Raw genomic sequence first — 18402 nt, forward strand, 5'->3', positions numbered from 1 at the left:
AATATTAATTTTTGAGACAATCATCATACCCTCCACCCCCCGGAGTCTCGATCGCAAACACATCCCCAGGCCGCATTTCCACCGTCGCCGTACCCCCTAATTCTTCCACAGTTCCATCACTTCTTTCAACGTAATTTTTCCCCAGAATACCATCTTCCCCACCATGCAAACCATAAGGAGAAATTACCCGCCTTCCTGATAAAATACCCGCCGTCATCCCCTCCCGAAAACGAATCCGCCGCACTACCCCATTTCCCCCAGAATGATATCCACTTCCCCCACTATTGGCGCGAATTTCAAAACTTTCTAGCAACACCGGAAACCGCCATTCTAATACTTCTGGATCGGTTAGACGAGAATTTGTCATGTGAGTTTGTACCGCATCCGTACCGTTAAAATCAGCACCCGCACCGGCACCACCACAGATAGTTTCATAATATTGATAACGCTCATTTCCAAAGGTAAAATTATTCATTGTTCCCTGAGAAGCGGCCATCACTCCCAAGGCACAATACAAAGCATCAGTAATATTCTGCGAAGTCTCCACATTTCCCGCAACCACAGCAGCAGGATAACGCGGATTCAACATACATCCTTCAGGAATGATGATTTCTAAGGGTTTCAAACATCCAGCATTTAAGGGAATGTCATCATCTACCAAAGTGCGAAAGACATACAACACGGCAGCTTTACAAACGGCTGCGGGAGCATTAAAGTTACTGTCTTGCTGAGATGAAGTGCCTGTAAAGTCAATCTTGGCACTGCGACTAGATTTATCAATAGTAATTGCTACTTTAATTAATCCACCAGCATCCATTGGATAAGTAAATTCGCCATTTTTTAAGATGTCAATTACCCGGCGCACTGACTCTTCAGCATTGTCTTGCACATAACCCATATAAGCTTGTACCGTTGCCAACCCATAATGCTCTACCATCTTAATAAGTTCTTGCAATCCTCGCTCATTGGCGGCAATTTGTGCCTGCAAGTCTGCTAGATTTTGAGCAGAGTTGCGAACTGGGTAATTGTCAGATGTTAAAATTTCTAGTAATTCTTTTTCACGCAAAATACCTTGGCTAACTAGCTTAAAGTTATCGATCAATATACCTTCTTCTTCAATAGATTTACTATGGGGAGGCATAGAACCTGGAGTCATGCCACCGATGTCGGCATGATGTCCCCTTGATGCTACATAAAATATAGGTTTTTCAACGGATTTGACGGATGGTTTATCGGTGGAATTAGTAATTTTTTTGGTTGTAAAAACAGGTGTAATTACAGTAATATCAGGTAAGTGCGTACCACCGTTGTAGGGATTATTGGAAACATAAACGTCGCCCGGTTCGATTTCGTTACCTTTGGCATTAATTAAAGCTTCCACGCTTTCACTCATTGAACCTAAATGCACGGGAATATGAGGTGCATTGGCAACTAATTGGCCGTTTCCATCGAAGATGGCGCAGGAAAAATCAAGCCTTTCTTTGATATTAACTGAAGAACTGGTGTTCTGCAAGGTGATGCCCATTTGTTCGGCAATTGCCCGAAACAAATTATTAAAAATTTCCAACCTCACGGGATCTTTAGCTGTGCTACAATCGCTATAAGCTAGCTGAATATTCGCTGATTGCCGTTTTAAAATCAAATAATTGCGATCTGTCAATTCCCCCTGCCAACCTAGTTCAATAACATTCGTACCCGTTGCCTCAATAATAATCGCAGGGCCAATAATGCAATCGCCAGACTGTAAATATTCCCGCCGATAAACTGGTGTATCATACCACCGATCGCCTGCATACATTCGTACAGTAAAAACAGAGGATAAATCGGTTTCAATCGAGATAGAAACTTCTGGTTCCTCTAAAATTTTTATCTTTTCCACAACTTCCACCGAAACCGCTTCGACAATTAACGCTTTTTCTGCTATAATAAAACCGTATCTCTGTTGGTGTGCGGCTTCAAATTCCGATGCGATCGCAGCGATATCGTCAGCGAAATTAACCAGCAATACGGAATCACTTCCCCGATACTTTAAATGCAGCTTGCAAACAACCTCTATCTCTGCGTCTTTGCGGTTTAGTTCCCTTTTTCCCTCTGCTTCTAACTCGGCAAATACTGACTGCAATTCTGTTAATAATTCACTATTTAACTTGGCTTCAACTGCCTTTTCCCGCATCACTCGGACATCCGCCAAACCCATCCCATAAGCGGATAAAACGCCCGCATAAGGATGGATAAATACCTGTTTCATCCCCAAAGCATCAGCGATCGCGCAAGCGTGTTGACCGCCAGCACCTCCGAAACAGCACAAAGTATACTCACTTACGTCATAACCGCGCTGAAGTGAGATTTTTTCGATCGCGTTCGCCATTTTTTCAACTGCGATCGCCAAAAAACCCGCCGCCACCTGTTCCGCTGTTCGGCCATCTCCGTAAGCGTAGCCAGCCGTAGACATCGCGATCGCCAATTCCTCAAATTTCCGCCTGACAACCTCTACATCCAGCGGTAAATCCCCCTGCGGGCCAAACACTTTCGGGAAAAATTCGGGGTGAATTTTGCCCAGCATCACATTGCAATCAGTCACCGTCAGCGGGCCGCCTCTGCGATAACAGGCGGGCCCTGGATTCGCGCCTGCGGACTCCGGCCCTACCCGGTAGCGGGAACCGTCAAAAAATGCGATCGAACCGCCACCGGCCGCGACGGTGTGAATGGCCATCATGGGCGATCGCAACCTTACCCCAGCAATTTCTGTTTCAAATTCCCGTTCGTATTCACCATTAAAATGCGCGACATCAGTTGATGTACCGCCCATATCAAAACTAATTATTTTGTCAATTCCCGCCCTTAAACTTGTTTCTACTGCGCCAACAATTCCGCCTGCGGGGCCAGATAGAATGCTATTTTTTCCTTGGAATTTGTCAGCAGCAACTAACCCGCCGTTGGACTGCATAAACATTAAATTAGGATAACTTTCGCCTCCCTGCGTTATTGATAATTGACTCGTAAATTGCTCTACATATCGCCGTAAAATCGGAGATAAATAGGCATCGACAACGGTAGTATCTCCACGCGAAACCAGTTTCATTAATGGGCTAACTTCGTGAGATACTGAAATCTGGGTAAAACCAATTTCTCTGGCAATTTTGGCAACTTGTTTTTCATGGTCGGGGTAACGATAGCTGTGCATAAATACAATGGCACAACTGCGGATTCCTTGATTATACGCTTGTTGTAAAGAGGCAATAAATTCTGTTTTGACAGGTGTTAATTCTTTTCCGTCGGCGCTGTAGCGTTCTTCTACTTCCACCACTTTTTCATACAGCATTTCTGGTAAAACAATCTGAAGTGCAAAGATATTAGGACGATTTTGATAGCCAATTCTCAAAGCATCCCGAAAACCTTTAGTAATAATCAATAAAGTGCGATCGCCTTTTCTTTCTAATAAGGCATTTGTAGCGACAGTCGTACCCATTTTTATGACTTCTATTTGTGCCGATGGGATGGGTTCACGATCGGAAATTCCTAATATATCTCTGATTCCCTGACAAGGTGCATCCGTGTAGCGATCTGGATTTTCTGAGAGTAATTTATGGATCGCTAATTTACCATCGGGGCGCTTAGCAACGATATCAGTAAATGTGCCGCCGCGATCGATCCAAAATTGCCACTTTTTGTCAGAATCATTAGCCATAATTTCACCTATAATTACCGTAACGCTGCCCTCTGCGTGGTTGCTTTACCGCCCAGAGGACGGCGTTACAAAGTTCTTAACCCACTCTCGAAATAACCTGCGAATTGCCCTTCTGCTTTCTGCGATATTTTGTTGCACAAAATTAGGTATTTCTTTTACAGGAAAGTTAGGAAATGCCAAACTAAACTCCGATTCGATATACTCTCCAGATTGCAGGTGATAAACTTGTAAAACTCCATTCTCGTAACGCCAAATTTCAGGTACTCCTAAACGGGCATAAATTGGCTGTCTATTTAATGATTTGCTGGTATAATCAATTTCTAATACCAAGTCTGGCGGTGGATCTTGATTTAAGTCAATATCCAGTCTTCCACGCACCATAATTTCATTCTGGATGTAGAAGCAATTATCGGGTTCCGCACCCGCCAACCTATCTTGTCGTTTCCAAGTTGTCGATCCAAAACTTGCATAGTCAATTTCTAGTTCATCTGCTAATTCTTTGATTAAATCCCCGATAATTTCTTTATAACCTTCATGTTCCGGTAATGGCATAACAATTTCCAGCGTACCTCTATCATAAGCAATTCGAGATGAGCGAGTCTCCCCAATTTCAATTAGTATATTCTCAAATTCGTCCCAACTAACGTTATGAAGTAAAACTTTTCCTTCTAGAGGCATTGTCACAGTCATAACTAAACTTCCTTGCAGATAAATTGACAATCCATTCCATGATTTACACCTGCCATAACACCGCCCTTTCGGAGGTTTCTTATCGCTCAAATATCGGTGCTACAGATATATATTCAATTTTAGCACAGCGTTGCCAGAGCTAATCGCCTGGCTAACATTATAAACAACGAATTCCTGCTTCTAAACCCTGACAAACACCAGCCAGGAAATCTAAATTTAAAGTATCAATTTTATCGCTTTTCTGATGATAGTGAGGATTCCTCATATTAGCAGTATCTGTCACCATTATTGCTCGGTATCCTCTATCCCAAAATGGAGCATGATCGCTCCTCCGCGTATCAGGTACAATTAAACCGCGATTCGGGACTGGCAACCACTCGCAATTACTCCCAGATTGGCGAATGTTTCTACTCAAATTAATCATATCTAGAATTGTTCGCAAATTGCCAATTAAAGCAATGAAATTGCCACAATTGGGGTAAAAATATTTTAACCCAGTTGGGTAGCTCTGGGAATTAGGAGTATTATCATAATAACCCAACATTTCCAAGGCAATCATTAACCGCAAAGGCTGATTTTCTGCTTGCAGCTTAGCCGCATAATGGTTACTACCTAAGAAACCGTATTCTTCCATGTCAAAAGCAATTAATTGAACGGGATATTTAAGCGGTTGAGATGCGATCGCACTCGCTAATTCTAACAACACTGCCAGCCCCGTACCATTATCATCCGCTCCCGGCGAACCTGGTACTGTATCATAATGAGCTCCAATTAAAATTGGGTGTAATTTATGACTACTCCCTCCCTTTTTAAAGGGGGGATCTCCACCAGGTAAACTCAAAATTAAATTGTGATGAACTTTCCCCCGTACCTGAAACTCGTCAAGTTCAACATTTCCCCACTGTTGTAGCTGTTGGCGGATGTATTGCTGAACATAGAAATGTCCAGCCGAGGCAAAATAGGGGTTGCGATCGCGCACAATTTGAGTAAGATGGTTGTACAAACGCTCTTTTAGTTCCAAGGTGCAATTCTCCTGAGCCTTCAGACTTGGCTTGATTTAATAGGATAAGAACAGACTAATGGCTAATGGCTAATTGCTAATTGCTAATGGCTAATTGCTAATTGCTAATTACCTATCTTCCCCATCTCCCCCATCTCCCCCATCTCCCCCATCCTCGCCATCTCCCCCATCTCCCCCATCTCCCTCTCTCTTCCCTAGCCCCTAGCCCCTAGCCCCTAGCCCCTAGTTAAATAGCAAGTAAAATTTATGGTATATCGCCCCTTCCGGTTCGCAACCACTCTTTTATTTTTACTGATTCCCGCCGCCGTTAATGCTCAAATTACTCCCGATAATACCTTACCAAATAACACTACTGTACTCCCAGAAGGTAACATCAACAGGATTGAAGGAGGCACAAAACTGGGCGATAACTTATTTCATAGTTTCCAAGAATTTTCTGTGACTAATGGCGGCACTGCTTTTTTTAACAACGCTGCCGATATTCAAAATATCATCAGCCGCGTCACAGGTGGCAATATTTCTAATATTGATGGTTTAATTCGTGCTAACGGTACTGCTAACTTATTTCTGCTCAATCCTAATGGGATTATCTTCGGGCCAAATGCTCGATTAAATATCGGTGGTTCTTTTGTTGCCAGTACAGCTAATAGCATTCAGTTTGCTGATGGTACAGCTTTAAATGCTAACCCCCAAAGAGCACCTTTACTAACAGTTAGCGTGCCGATTGGCGTGCAATTTGGTCGCAATTCTGCTGGTGGCAATTCCGGCGCGATCGCAGTGCAATCCCAAACCACCGATCGCGATGGTAATATAGTCGGACTGCAAGTAAATCCCGGTCAAACTCTAGGGCTAATTGGTCGCGAAGTCCGACTCGAAGGCGGCAATTTGACAGCACCCGGAGGCACTATTGAACTGGCAACTGGGAACTGGCAACTGGGAAATTTAGCCCCTGGTAATTCCCCATTAGGAGATATATTGCTATCCCAGCAAGCCGCTGTCAATGCTAGCGGTTTAGGCGGTGGCACAGTGCGAGTGCAGGGCAAAAATGTTGCTATTAGCGATCGCGCTAGCATAGTTGCCGATACACTGGGCAACCTCAACGGCGGCGGCATAGATATCCGATCGCAAAATCTCTCAATTCAAGGCGGCGGCTTCATCTCCTCTTCCACCTTCGGCACCGGTGCAGGCGGGAACGTCAACATCAACGCTTCCGAGTCCGTAACCATTGCAGGCAGCGCACCCTTCGGCATCCTCGTCAAACTGGTAAGTGGAACCTTTGTCTTAAGCGATCGCGTAGATGGCATATTTGCTCTCAGCGCCAGTCCGGGAAACGCAGGTAGCCTTACCATTAACAGCCCACAATTGACAATGACCAACGGAGCCTCCATCTTAACCTCAGCCCTCGGCCCCGGACTTGGAGGAAACCTCGCGATCGCAGCTTCCGAAAAAATGTCAATTACCAACGGTTCCATCATCCTTACAGGCACAGCAGGCACTGGCAACGCTGGCAACATCGAAATCAACACCCCCCAACTGATCGGTCTCAATGGCAGCATAATCGCCACCAACCCCAATGCCGCTAGCGAAGGTCGAGGCGGCAACCTCACAGTCAACGCCGACACAATAGAGCTTAGCGGACTTCCCCCTGGTGCTCCCTTGCCTGGAGGCTTATTCACCGTCTCTCTCGGCGCTGGTGATAGCGGAGACTTGACAGTTAACGCCAGAGAGTTAATCGTCGGCAACGGAGCACAGGTATCCGCTTCTTCTGCTGGCAAAGGTCGAGGCGGGAATCTCACCATCAATGTTTCTGATGTAGAACTCAACGGTTTATCCCCCGACGGGCGCTTTTTAAGCGGTTTGTTCACCTCTTCCTCCCTGCTGACAGTCGCAGGTCAACAGGGTACGGCCTCCGCTGGCAACCTCAAAGTCACCGCAGATCGTTTAAGCGTCCGCAATGGGGCACAAATCTCGGCGGCAACCGGAGGCGAAGGTCAAGCAGGAAACTTGACTTTAACCGCACGCGAATCAATAGAAGTCAGTGGTTTTGCGACATCAGTCGATCCCAGTGTAGAGTCAGTTTCCTTTGGGATTATTGGTGATGGCATCGTGCCCACTGCGATCGAATCTAATACGCGCGGTAGCGGCCAAGCAGGAGATTTGATTATTAAGACTGGGCAGTTAACGGTACGTAACGGCGCAGAAATAGGAGTTAGGGGTACGGGTACGGGACGTGCCGGAAATTTGCAAGTTGATGCCAACACCATTCGTTTGAAAAATCAAGGCACGATTTCGGCTGCAACCTCATCTGGCGGCGGTGGCGACATCTTGCTTAAGGCAGATTCAGTTCAGTTGCGCGGTAACAGCAACATTACCACCAATGCAGGCTCGGCTGACGGGGGGAACATTACCCTGGATGCGGGGACTTTGGCGGCCTTAGAAAATAGTGACATTACGGCGAACGCGATCGCAGGTTCCGGAGGCCGAGTCGTCATCAATACTCAAGGAGTCTTTGGGACGGCCTTTCGCCAAGCTCAAACCCCTGAAAGCGATATTACCGCTACCTCGGATTTGGGGGCGCAGTTTAGCGGTGTCGTAGTGATCAATACCCCCGATATCAACCCCAGTTCCGGGTTAGTGGAGTTGCCCACTGACGTTCTCAATGCGGCAAATCTGACTGTACAGGGTTGCGGTGGCGATCGCGGCAACAGTTTTGTTGTCACCGGACGCGGTGGCTTGCCTCCGAGCCCTTTTGATGCCCTCAGTAGCGATGCTGTAGTGGTCAATTGGATTGGGCCGGTGGGGGATGGGGGAGATGGGGGGGCAGGGGAGGGGGGGAGATGGGGGAGATGGGGGAGATGGGGGAGATGGGGGAGATGGGGGAGATGGGGGAAATTTCCCAGTTGACAGTCAACAGTTAACAGTTAACAGTCAACAATCCCAACTTATTGAGGCTCAAGGTTGGGTAATAGCTTCTAATGGGGAAGTTCAACTGGTGGCTGAAGCGCCCAATGGCGAGCCGCACGGTTCGGGGATTGTCCCGCCTTCTTGCCGATCGCGCTAATTAGCCCGAATTTGGTATTAAAATACCAACTAAGATCCTCAGCAAATCTTCTAGATCGGCAGGAACTCGATAGAGGTTAAGATCCTGGTGCATTTGCCGAGCCTGACGGTTAAATACACCGAACTGCCAAATACTTCCCGTTGAGACTGCCCCTGAAAGTATAGGTTGTCCTGATTCTACCCAGCGATCGAGGGCAATTAATTCGACGGCCAATTGTACAAATCCTCTTTCTAAATCTTCATTTTTAGCTTCGATCGCCAAAAAGGTCTGTTGACTTTGGAGTAAGTAATCTAATGAACCTTTTAATTGGTCGCTGACCACAACAGGGTATTCAATATTCAGCGTAGCTTGAGTGTAATGCAGCACATCGATCAACACCGGAGCGATTAAAAATTCTCGGCGGGCCGCTTCGCTAGTAAGGCTGAGTCGAGGTAAGCTTTCTTCTATGCGCCGTTTCAAATCTACAAGGCGATCGAGGTTGTCCCCAGAACGACGGAACGTCATTACTTGTCGCTGAAGCGTTACGTCGAAGTAAGCAAGAATGTCTCGCGGGGCAAAGTTGAGTTTGAAATAGTCAGCAAATGTATAAGAGCGATCGGATTGGATGATAGGAGGTTTGGGCATTTTGTTAAACCGTTGCTTAAGATACAGATAAATTGTATAAGTGTAGGAAGAAGACAAGTATCAGCCTATAAGAAGACAAAGATTTCCGATTTTTTGATAAAGTGTATTCCAAAACTGCCTACAATGCACAGAGCTAACGTAAAATTACAGTTGTAAAAGCGATCGGCAGCTCAGAAACTGTAAGACAGCAGGAACGTAAAAATCATGGATAAAAAATTATTCGAGCCAGAACTCCACAGAGTATCGGACGAATCTATGAACGCCGCAGAACCTTTGAATATTAAGGTTGAGGACGATCGCACAGGGATGACTGTGGAAACTCTCAAGCGAGCTTTCGCTGATAATCTTTACTACATTCAGGGAAAAAATGAGTTCTTGGCCACGCCCTACGATTACTATATGGCCTTGGCTTTTACTGTGCGCGATCGCCTCCTCCACCGCTGGATTAATACCACCACATCATACATCAAAAAAGATGTCAAGGAAGTATTTTATCTTTCCGCAGAATTCTTAATGGGCAAACAGTTGGGCAATAATTTGCTCAATTTGGGGCTATATGAACGAGTAGAAATTGCTCTGCGCGAACTCGGTCACGAACTCAATGATTTAATCGCCCTAGAATCTGAACCCGGACTTGGTAACGGTGGTTTAGGTCGTCTTGCTGCTTGTTTTTTAGATTCTCTAGCTACCTTAGAAATTCCCGCAATTGGCTATGGAATTCGCTATGAATTCGGAATTTTCGACCAGTGGATTGTAGATGGTGCTCAAGTAGAACGACCAGATAAATGGCTGCGTTTCGGCAACCCTTGGGAAATTCGCCGTCCAGAATTAATGGTGGAAGTAGACTTCGGAGGACATACAGAAACTTACCAAGACGAACACGGTCAACACCGAGTGCGTTGGATTCCAGACCGCAAGATTGTGGGCACGCCTTTCGATACCCCTGTGGCTGGATATAACAACAATACAGTGAATACATTGCGCCTCTGGCGTGCTGGTGCTTCTGAAGAATTTGACTTTCAAATATTTGACAGTGGCAACTACGTCGGCTCTGTAACTGACAAAATCTTTTCGGAAAATATCTCGAAGGTTCTTTATCCGAATGATAACACATCTCAGGGTAAACAACTGCGGCTAGAACAGCAGTATTTCTTTGTGAGTTGTTCTCTACAAGATATCATTGCCAAATATCGCCAAACCAACCATAATTTTGACCGCTTCCACGAAAAAGTCTCGCTTCAGTTAAACGACACTCACCCCTCAATTGGTGTAGCTGAATTGATGCGGCTGTTGGTAGATCAACATCATTTAGGTTGGAATCGCGCTTGGTACATTACTCGTAATGTCTTTGCCTACACAAATCATACTTTGCTGTCAGAAGCTTTAGAGCGGTGGCCTGTGAGTTTGTTCCAGCGAGTTTTGCCCAGGCATTTAGAGATTATTTACGAAATCAACCGCCGCTTTTTAGATGAGGTGAAGGCTAAATATCCCAGAGATGAAGCGCGGCTAGAAAGGCTATCTTTGATTCAAGAAGGTGAAGAGAAATACATCCGTATGGCAAATTTAGCCTGCGTTGGTAGCCATTCTATTAACGGTGTGGCGGCTCTGCACACGGAACTCTTGAAGCTAGACGTGCTACGGGATTTCAACGAATTGTGGCCAGAAAAGTTTAACAATAAAACTAACGGCGTAACTCCTCGCCGCTGGCTGGCTTTAAGCAACCCCAAACTATCTCAATTATTTACTGAGAAATTGGGCAATGGTTGGGTGACAGAGTTGGATCAACTTTCACAGTTAGAACAGTTTATCAATGACCCGGAATTTTGCGATCGCTGGCGTAATATCAAGCGGGAAAATAAGCAGGCTTTGGCGGATTATATTCTGCTATTTAACGACATTGAAGTGAATCCCGATTCGCTGTTTGATGTGCAGGTAAAACGGATTCACGAATACAAACGGCAATTGCTGATGGTGCTTTATATCATCACATTGTACAATCGGATTAAGCGCGATCCCAATGTGGAAGTTTTACCCCGGACTTATATTTTTGGTGGCAAGGCAGCACCGGGTTATTACATCGCTAAACTGGTAATCAAGTTGATTAACTCGGTGGCAGAATTTGTGAATAATGACCCTGATATCCGAGGTAGGATTAAGGTGGCGTTTTTGGCAAATTACTCCGTATCTTTGGGTCAAATTGTGTATCCAGCCGCGAATCTTTCTGAGCAAATTTCCACAGCGGGTAAGGAAGCTTCAGGTACGGGAAATATGAAATTTGCCATGAATGGAGCTCTGACAATTGGAACTCTTGATGGTGCAAACGTTGAAATCCGCGAAAAAGTGGGAGCGGAGAATTTCTTCTTGTTTGGCTTGACTGCGGAGGAAGTTTATGCTCTGAAAGGAAAAGGCTACAATCCCCGCAAGTATTACGAGGAGAATCAGGAGTTAAAAGAAGTTTGCGATCGCATTGGTTCGGGATATTTTTCCCCAGAAAATCCTGATTTGTTCCAGCCACTCGTCAACTCGCTGCTCAACCATGACGAGTATATGCTATTGGTAGACTACCAGTCTTATATTGAGTGTCAGGAGCGAGTTAGTCAAGCTTACCGAGATCCTGAAACTTGGACGCGGATGTCAATTCTAAATTCGGCTCGGATGGGATTCTTTTCGAGCGATCGCACGATTAAAGAATACTGTCATGATATTTGGAATGTGCAACCTGTGAAGATTGACTTAGAAGAATACGTGCAAAAATTTGGTGGCTCGTTACTGCCAGAAAGTTAATGGTTAACAGTTAACGGTTAACAGTTAATGGTTAACCGTTATAGCAACCTTCTTAACAGTTAGGGCAACTCAAGCGTGTTATAGCAACCGCCAAGGCGGTTAGGGGCTAGGGGCTAGGGGCTAGGGGCTAGGGGAAGAAGAGGAAGAAGGGGAAAAGAGGGACTACGATGCTCTGATGCTCAGGAAAGAAGAGGAAGAAGGGAATGGAATTAAGGGTTTGAGGAAACTAAAATGTCCTAACCACCTTGGCGGTTGCTATACCTCTGGTTCATAATCCATTAGGTCGTAAGCTTTTCCCTCTTCCCTCTTCCTGAGCATCTGAGCATAGGAGGCATCTTTTAGAAGTCAGATTCTTCTTAACTGAACCGTATTGGGATACAACGAGGCAAGAAAACACGCCCTAGGGGAAGAAGGGAAAGAAGGGAAAGAAGGGAAGAAGGGGAAGATGGGTAAGAGGGGAAAGAAGGGTAAGAGGGTAAAATGAGGAAGAAGGGAATAGAATCTGAATTGAGAATGTCCTAACCGCCTTGGCGGTTGCTACATTTTATATTGTACCGATGTTCTCAAAAAATCATTGAATATCAAACGGATTTCAAGCACTCTTTCAACTTCAACATTTATAAATTAATTATGGGTTTACGAGCTTTATTGAGCCATAAACCCGATGTCCTCAGCCCTACTTATTACCCAAAATTTCGCGCACTCGATAAATTGGTCTTCCCTGAGATTCGTGATAAGTACGCATCAAAATTTCTGCTAACAAACCAAAGCTAAATAACTGGACACCAGCTAATAGCATAACTACAGCTAAAATCAGCAAAGGACGATGGCCAATACTTTGACCTAAACCCAGTTTTAGGATAGTCAAATAAATACCTAAAACCGTACCCAATGCCATCGAAATCATCCCTAACAAGCCAAAAACGTGCATTGGTCGGGTTAGAAACTTTTTCATAAAAGTAATGGTGAGCAAATCCATCAATACCCGGAATGTCCGCCAGATACCATATTTGCTTTTACCATAGCGACGAGCATGATGTCGTACTGGCATCTCCGAAATTCTCGCCCCTTCAATAAAGGCTAAAGCGGGCAAAAATCGGTGCAATTCTCCGTAAAGATTCAAGTCGGCGGCTAATTCTGCCCGATAAGCTTTTAGCGAACAACCGTAGTCGTGTAAATTTACACCCGTAACTCGACTAATTAACAAATTAGCTAGTTTCGATGGTAGCAGACGGCTAATAGAATTATCTTGTCTTTTTTGCCGCCAACCGCTGACTAAATCGTAACCTTCATCTAACTTAGCGATTAAGATGGGAATATCGGCTGGATCGTTTTGCAAATCCCCATCTAAAGTAACTATTACACGACCAAGAGCGTGATTAAACCCCGCTGACATTGCGGCAGTTTGTCCGTAATTGCGCCGCAAAATTACAGCCCGGAGGTCATTCCTGCTGTTAGCCTGTTCCTTGAGTAATTGAGCAGAACCATCTTTAGAGCCGTCATCGACGCAGATGATTTCATAGCTGAGTCCAGATGTCTGAAGGCTAGATGCGATCGCGTCTATCAAGTGAGGCAAACTCTCCACTTCATTGTAAATCGGGACTACCACTGAAACATCAGGTGCCGCCTGTGCATCACCTGGTTCCCCTGCCAATTTTTCTAAAAATAACGCCGTACTCACTTCTCTACCACCTATTGCAAATTCATCATTAGACATTTTCAGTCAGTTTTCTGGGAATAGTACCAAAACAATCGCAACTAACAAATACTTATGAGCCATTGAAACTATAACTTTTGACTACTCTACCAGCACCTCGCAACAGCCGATAGTACCTCTGACTAACGAGATCCCCTTCTGCCGACAAAATATCAATGCCGATGCCGTTGCGTCCTTGTTCTTTCCCAGAGCTGTGAATGTAATGCCCCTCTCCTAGATATAATCCTACATGAGTGGCCTTTTCGGTTGTTCCAAAAAAAATTAAGTCGCCTGGTTGTAAAGATGCTAAGGCAATTGGTTGGGTAAAAGCTTCCTGCTGATAAGCATCTCTGGGCAACCAAATCCCTAGAGAGGCAAAGGCAGCTTGCATTAGTCCTGAACAGTCATAATTTGGGCCAACTGTCCCTCCCCAGAGATAATGGTTAGGTTGGTTCATGGCGTGGCGGGTAAAGGCGATCGCACTTGGTAACTTATCTCTAATTTCAGCTTCGGAAATCACTTTAGCTTGATAGGGTTTTTCAGCTACCTCTAGCAACTGTGCATCTTGGATAGCTAACCATCCTGGATAGTCATCCTCGCACAGCCGAACCCCGTAGGCGTAGCCAGCCGCAGGCATCGCTACCTCAAGATTCTCTTTCCTTCCCTCAGATACCAGAGGTACTGGGGAGTCCAAGACTATTCGTAAATGTCTCCCCGCCGCCGCCTGAGTTGCCAAGCGATCGCACTTCGGGGAATCATAGATATTGATATTGGCTTGGCACTGATACTCCACAGTATCGGATAATTGGTAATTGGTCATTGGTAATGGTTAATTGCTAATTGCTAATTGCTGATTGCTAATTGCTAATCTTCCCCATCTTCCCCATCTTCCCCATCTTTCCCTAGCCCCTAGCCCCTAGCCCCTTCTTCTATGACATTTTTCCACAAAGACGAACAATTAGAAACGCTTGGCAATAAGATTGTAGAGACAACTAGGGCAAAATTTCCCGAATTGGCTGTCGATCGCATAGCCGTTACTTGGATAGTTTACGATCCTCCTGTGATAGTAAATACAGGTGGAGCCCTAAGTCCAGCCGAATTCTGGAAATATCAAGTACGAGGTTTTAGCGATCGCGGCAACGATCGCATTTACCCAGCCAGCGTTGTTAAACTATTTTACCTCGTAGCTATTTACGAATGGTTGGAAAAAGGCATGGTGCAAATAACATCAGAGTTAAATCGCGCTATCCGAGATATGATAGTTGATTCCAGCAATGATGCTACAAGTCTGGTATTAGATGTTCTTACGGGCACTACTAGCGGCCCAGAATTGCCGCCAGGCCCTTTTGAAACTTGGCAAAAACAGCGCAATATTGTCAACCGTTATTTCCAGTCTCTCAACTGGGAAGAATTAGAAACGATTAATGTCAATCAAAAAACATGGTGTGATGGCCCTTACGGTCGGGAACGAGCTTTTTTGGGAGAATTAATGGAAAATCGCAATATGCTGACAACTAATGCAGCAGCGCGTTTGGTACATAGTATTATTGGGGGAGTGGCTGTGTCTTCTAAGGTTTCACAAGCAATGATGGCTTTGATGAAGCGATCGCTAGATCCGGCAGACTTAGCCGCAGATCCCGAAAATCAGGTGACAGGTTTCTTAGGTGGCGGACTTCCCCTAAATGCGAATTTGTGGTCAAAAGCTGGTCTTACGAGCACAGTTCGTCATGATGCAGCTTATATTGAATTACCCAACTTACAGCCTTATTTGCTAATCGTATTTACTGAAGGAAAGGCAAATAGTAAGAATGAGGAAATTTTACCCTTTGTTTCAGCGCAATTTGTAGAAGCCATGAAAAGTTTATAAGTTATTTTAATTGCAAGGTGGGCGCTGCTATTATCTAATCGCATGAAATACGATCGCGGTTTAGCGCCCACCCTATATTCCTCACATTTTTAATTTTTAATTTATATAGCAACCGCCACAACGGTTAGGACACTCGCTCATGGCTTAAACCATTAACTCTCTTCCCTTCTTTCCCTAGCCCCTAGCCCCTAGCCCCTAGCCCCTAGCTATAAAACGGAGAGGGAGGGATTCGAACCCTCGGATAGGAGTTACCTGCCTATCAACAGATTAGCAATCTGCCGCTTTCGACCACTCAGCCACCTCTCCCGACGAGCGACTCTCATCATAACACATAATTTTCCTTTTGCATCCACTTCGGTAAAAAAAATTTGAACCCCTTGTAAAACAAGACATTGCAGCCTTTTCGCAGCCACTAGGGAATCATCGGGCCATCCCCAGAATTTGCCACAGCCCCAAAACCTCTAGCGATTAGATGCTTTTCCCAACTCCAAACTGGATTCAGGAAGAACTTTTTAGTGTACTCGTATCCCAATCGATAGAGTTGAGCCTTGCGGTCAACGCTGAGGTTGAAGTCCGTCGCCGTCACCTTCGCTTCAGTCACATCAATATTAATCACCCGACCCTTATCCATCTCCCGTTGATGGTAACGATCTCTAGCATTCATCATGGTTCTGAACACCGCTGACAATAGACTCAAGGGGCCGTTGACACTGACTTGATCTTCAATTCCCTTGTCAAGCAATCGAAAGCCAAAAGTAAACCAGCGAGGCGGCTGTAAATTCACACCCGGTTCGCGGTCATAAATCCATAAGGGAAAATTGCTCAAAATTCCCCCATCCACAATCAAATTATTGGCTAGCTTTCCGGGCTCAAAAAACAGCGGAATGCTCATCGACAGTCGCACAGCCTCAGCAACGCTAAAATCTTCAGCATTCACAAGTTGCATTAGCTCATACAAACTATCGTATCCAGGCGGATCGCGGCGCTGCAAGTCATCGGGTAACACCAACATCTCCCCCCGACTAATATCAGAAACAACTACCTTCAACTCGCGACCGCGACCCTTAAGCTTCACATCTGCAAAGGTTCTGAGATTGCCAACGCTGAGAGTTTCTTGCAACCAATTACGAAAAGGCTCAGAAGAATACTCTCCCATTTGGCGAGAGATAGTCAGCAAAGCGATCATCCCCACTGGAAAGTGTAAGTCATCGGCCGGATCGCCATTCCAAATCAGGGGGCTAGTTTTCTTGGTGAGGAATTTATCGTTGTAGTCTAATTCCCCTAAAATCTTCTCTAACTCGTCCGTTGCTGGACTTGCGATCGCACTTGTTCGTAAGCCACCGCCGCACACCAAGGCCGTAAATTTAATACTGTGGCATCGTTGGAGATAGATGTCACTAGACAAGTCGGCTCTGGCTCATCTAAAACTAGCGGATGAGATGAAGCCACTTCCAAAAACTGAGCAATAGTCGGGCCAACGGCGCGATCGCCAATATTCACCTCAATATCAACCCGTCTTGTCCCCATAGCCGTCGTATTTTTCAGCGTACCGTTAAATAGCTGACTATTAGGTACTGTAATTTTTACATGATCTGCTGTTACTAGGGTCGTGGAAAAAATACCAATACTGTCCACTACCCCCGCTACGTTTCCTCCTTCAATAAAATCTCCGACTTCAAAGGGCCGCAAACTAATCAGCATCACCCCCGCAGCGAAGTGAGATAGGGTATTTTGCCATGCTAAACCGATCGCCAAACCCGCAGCCCCTACCACCGCCACTAAGCTAGCAGTCTGAATTCCCAACTTATTGAGGGCCGCCACCGCACCCACGACAAAAATCACAATCTCAGCGGCTTGTATTAGGAATTTTCGCAGGGTGGGCTCTGTACGGCCCAAGGCGCGACGAGTAAAGCGACCAGCGATACCACTAGCAAACCGTGCAATCAATAAAATACCAATTGCCCAGAGAACTTGAGGGACTATTTGAAACCCTAGTTCTAGTATTTTTTTCCAGAATTCTATGGCTACTTGCAAAGTCTGGAATTTCTCAGGATCTAGCGATGTTAGTGAAGATTGAGCAATAGTTATAGATGACCTGATGGCTGTCATATAGAAATTTGTTGGTGGTTAGTAGTTGGTTGTTGGTTGTGGCTTAGTGGTTGCGATCGCAATATTAAGCGATTTTAGTATTTAATTTCTTTTGCTGGTAGGTGAAGTACAAAAAAAGATTTTTGTAGGAGCGGTGCTGATTGGCTACCTGTCTCGATTCCCGATTTTTGTACTGTACTTCATAAACCTGCAATCTGCTATCAGTCTCTTTGTCATAACTTAAGCAGGGATACTAGATAATTTGGTTTAAGTCCCGTTAGAATATTACACTGCTGGTATAAGTCCCAAGTCAGAATTGTTCGTGAGGCAGTATGCTCCTAATGAATCATTGGCTGTTTGGGCCACCCATTGTTTCAGTCCTGACTAGGATAAACTTTCATAAATTTTAAGAGGTAATCAATGGCAACTATTCGTGACGTTCAAGGCGATCCGAGTTCAGCGTGGGATGATTTGAGTTGGACAGATATGAACAGCGCTGAGCAAAAACGCTGGACGGTGCTAGGTTGGGATGAGGATAGTTGGGAAGAAGAGACTGACCCTCCTGAGTCTAACGATCGATACTGGGAAGATTTAACCGATGCTGAGAAAAATGCGGCGCTCGAACTTGGTTATACACAAGAATTATGGGATGAGGAATAAATAACTAGGGGCTAGGGGCTAGGGGCTAGGGGCTAGGGAAAGAGAGGGGGAGCAGGGGAGCAGGGGAGCAGGGGAGAAAATTTTTCCATTAGCAATTAGCAATTAGCAATTAGCCATTAGCCATTAGCCATTAGCCATTAGCCATTAGGACTTACACTCATGGCTCCAGAAACCGGGTTTTTGAGAGAATCTGGGGGTCATAACGAAGTATTTTCGTAAAAAA

The 18402-nt window shown here is 45.2% G+C and carries 13 protein-coding genes and 1 tRNA gene; 5 read left to right on the forward strand and 9 right to left on the reverse strand.

The features are described from left to right. Nucleotides 1–4: 4 nt before the first annotated feature. The 3 genes from OSCIL6407_RS0118080 to OSCIL6407_RS0118090 form a co-directional block, all read right to left on the reverse strand. The gene (locus OSCIL6407_RS0118080) at nt 5–3688 is read right to left on the reverse strand and encodes a hydantoinase B/oxoprolinase family protein (protein WP_007352951.1); all 3684 of its coding nucleotides are present in this window, start codon (nt 3686–3688) and stop codon (nt 5–7) included. Nucleotides 3689–3733: 45 nt separating this feature from the next. Then, nucleotides 3734–4378, reverse strand: a complete 645-nt coding sequence (locus OSCIL6407_RS0118085; RefSeq protein ID WP_007352950.1) for a Uma2 family endonuclease — start codon at nt 4376–4378, stop codon at nt 3734–3736. Nucleotides 4379–4535: 157 nt separating this feature from the next. Further along, nucleotides 4536–5399, reverse strand: a complete 864-nt coding sequence (locus tag OSCIL6407_RS0118090; protein WP_007352949.1) for a M20/M25/M40 family metallo-hydrolase — start codon at nt 5397–5399, stop codon at nt 4536–4538. A 246-nt stretch (nt 5400–5645) separates the two neighbouring features. Between OSCIL6407_RS0118090 and OSCIL6407_RS36510 the strand changes: the two genes are divergently transcribed. Next, entirely contained in the window at nt 5646–8303 is a 2658-nt protein-coding gene (locus OSCIL6407_RS36510; protein WP_019487514.1) for a two-partner secretion domain-containing protein, read from the forward strand. Continuing rightward, a complete protein-coding gene (locus tag OSCIL6407_RS36515; protein WP_193789138.1) occupies nt 8212–8460 on the forward strand; it encodes a hypothetical protein in 249 nt (82 codons plus the stop codon). The genes OSCIL6407_RS36510 and OSCIL6407_RS36515 overlap by 92 nt, the downstream gene beginning before the upstream one ends. Here the strand turns inward: OSCIL6407_RS36515 and OSCIL6407_RS0118100 are convergent, their stop codons facing one another. Continuing rightward, nucleotides 8461–9084 carry a hypothetical protein gene (locus tag OSCIL6407_RS0118100; RefSeq protein WP_007354882.1) on the reverse strand — a complete coding sequence of 208 codons (624 nt, stop codon included), beginning with the start codon at nt 9082–9084 and terminating at the stop codon, nt 8461–8463. A 204-nt stretch (nt 9085–9288) separates the two neighbouring features. On the opposite strand from OSCIL6407_RS0118100, the gene OSCIL6407_RS0118105 reads away from it, so the two are divergent. Next, complete coding sequence (locus tag OSCIL6407_RS0118105) at nt 9289–11868, forward strand: glycogen/starch/alpha-glucan phosphorylase (protein ID WP_007354883.1); 2580 nt, start codon at nt 9289–9291, stop codon at nt 11866–11868. Between the two features lie 676 nt (nt 11869–12544). Here the strand turns inward: OSCIL6407_RS0118105 and OSCIL6407_RS0118115 are convergent. After that, complete coding sequence (locus tag OSCIL6407_RS0118115) at nt 12545–13585, reverse strand: glycosyltransferase family 2 protein (RefSeq protein ID WP_007357413.1); 1041 nt, start codon at nt 13583–13585, stop codon at nt 12545–12547. Nucleotides 13586–13637: 52 nt separating this feature from the next. Continuing rightward, nucleotides 13638–14384 carry a C40 family peptidase gene (locus OSCIL6407_RS0118120; RefSeq protein ID WP_007357412.1) on the reverse strand — a complete coding sequence of 249 codons (747 nt, stop codon included), beginning with the start codon at nt 14382–14384 and terminating at the stop codon, nt 13638–13640. A 111-nt stretch (nt 14385–14495) separates the two neighbouring features. On the opposite strand from OSCIL6407_RS0118120, the gene OSCIL6407_RS0118125 reads away from it, so the two are divergent. Next, entirely contained in the window at nt 14496–15431 is a 936-nt protein-coding gene (locus OSCIL6407_RS0118125; protein ID WP_007357411.1) for a serine hydrolase, read from the forward strand. A 214-nt stretch (nt 15432–15645) separates the two neighbouring features. Here the strand turns inward: OSCIL6407_RS0118125 and OSCIL6407_RS0118130 are convergent. From OSCIL6407_RS0118130 to OSCIL6407_RS0118140, 3 genes are all read right to left on the reverse strand, one after another. After that, nucleotides 15646–15737, reverse strand: a tRNA-Ser gene (locus tag OSCIL6407_RS0118130). 106 nt (nt 15738–15843) lie between these two features. Next, complete coding sequence (locus OSCIL6407_RS30905; protein WP_148288893.1) at nt 15844–16836, reverse strand: patatin-like phospholipase family protein; 993 nt, start codon at nt 16834–16836, stop codon at nt 15844–15846. Continuing rightward, nucleotides 16725–17540 carry a mechanosensitive ion channel family protein gene (locus OSCIL6407_RS0118140; protein WP_019487517.1) on the reverse strand — a complete coding sequence of 272 codons (816 nt, stop codon included), beginning with the start codon at nt 17538–17540 and terminating at the stop codon, nt 16725–16727. Before OSCIL6407_RS0118140 ends, OSCIL6407_RS30905 begins: the two co-directional genes overlap by 112 nt. Before the next feature lie 399 nt (nt 17541–17939). Between OSCIL6407_RS0118140 and OSCIL6407_RS0118145 the strand changes: the two genes are divergently transcribed. Beyond that, nucleotides 17940–18179, forward strand: coding sequence for a hypothetical protein (locus OSCIL6407_RS0118145; RefSeq protein WP_007357408.1), 240 nt, complete (start codon nt 17940–17942; stop codon nt 18177–18179). Nucleotides 18180–18402: the final 223 nt, after the last annotated feature.

Source organism: Kamptonema formosum PCC 6407 (assembly GCF_000332155.1).
GTDB classification, from domain to species: Bacteria; Cyanobacteriota; Cyanobacteriia; order Cyanobacteriales; family Microcoleaceae; genus Kamptonema; species Kamptonema formosum.

What these genes read in the sequence shown, in the direction of transcription:
- OSCIL6407_RS36510 (WP_019487514.1), top strand. Translation starts at nt 5,646, where the DNA reads ATGGTATATCGCCCCTTCCGGTTCGCAACCACTCTTTTATTTTTACTG.
- OSCIL6407_RS0118140 (WP_019487517.1), bottom strand. Translation starts at nt 17,540, where the DNA reads ATGACAGCCATCAGGTCATCTATAACTATTGCTCAATCTTCACTAACA.
- OSCIL6407_RS0118125 (WP_007357411.1), top strand. Translation starts at nt 14,496, where the DNA reads ATGACATTTTTCCACAAAGACGAACAATTAGAAACGCTTGGCAATAAG.
- OSCIL6407_RS0118105 (WP_007354883.1), top strand. Translation starts at nt 9,289, where the DNA reads ATGGATAAAAAATTATTCGAGCCAGAACTCCACAGAGTATCGGACGAA.
- OSCIL6407_RS0118145 (WP_007357408.1), top strand. Translation starts at nt 17,940, where the DNA reads ATGGCAACTATTCGTGACGTTCAAGGCGATCCGAGTTCAGCGTGGGAT.
- OSCIL6407_RS0118100 (WP_007354882.1), bottom strand. Translation starts at nt 9,084, where the DNA reads ATGCCCAAACCTCCTATCATCCAATCCGATCGCTCTTATACATTTGCT.
- OSCIL6407_RS0118115 (WP_007357413.1), bottom strand. Translation starts at nt 13,585, where the DNA reads ATGTCTAATGATGAATTTGCAATAGGTGGTAGAGAAGTGAGTACGGCG.
- OSCIL6407_RS0118085 (WP_007352950.1), bottom strand. Translation starts at nt 4,378, where the DNA reads ATGACTGTGACAATGCCTCTAGAAGGAAAAGTTTTACTTCATAACGTT.
- OSCIL6407_RS0118080 (WP_007352951.1), bottom strand. Translation starts at nt 3,688, where the DNA reads ATGGCTAATGATTCTGACAAAAAGTGGCAATTTTGGATCGATCGCGGC.
- OSCIL6407_RS36515 (WP_193789138.1), top strand. Translation starts at nt 8,212, where the DNA reads ATGGGGGGGCAGGGGAGGGGGGGAGATGGGGGAGATGGGGGAGATGGG.
- OSCIL6407_RS0118120 (WP_007357412.1), bottom strand. Translation starts at nt 14,384, where the DNA reads ATGACCAATTACCAATTATCCGATACTGTGGAGTATCAGTGCCAAGCC.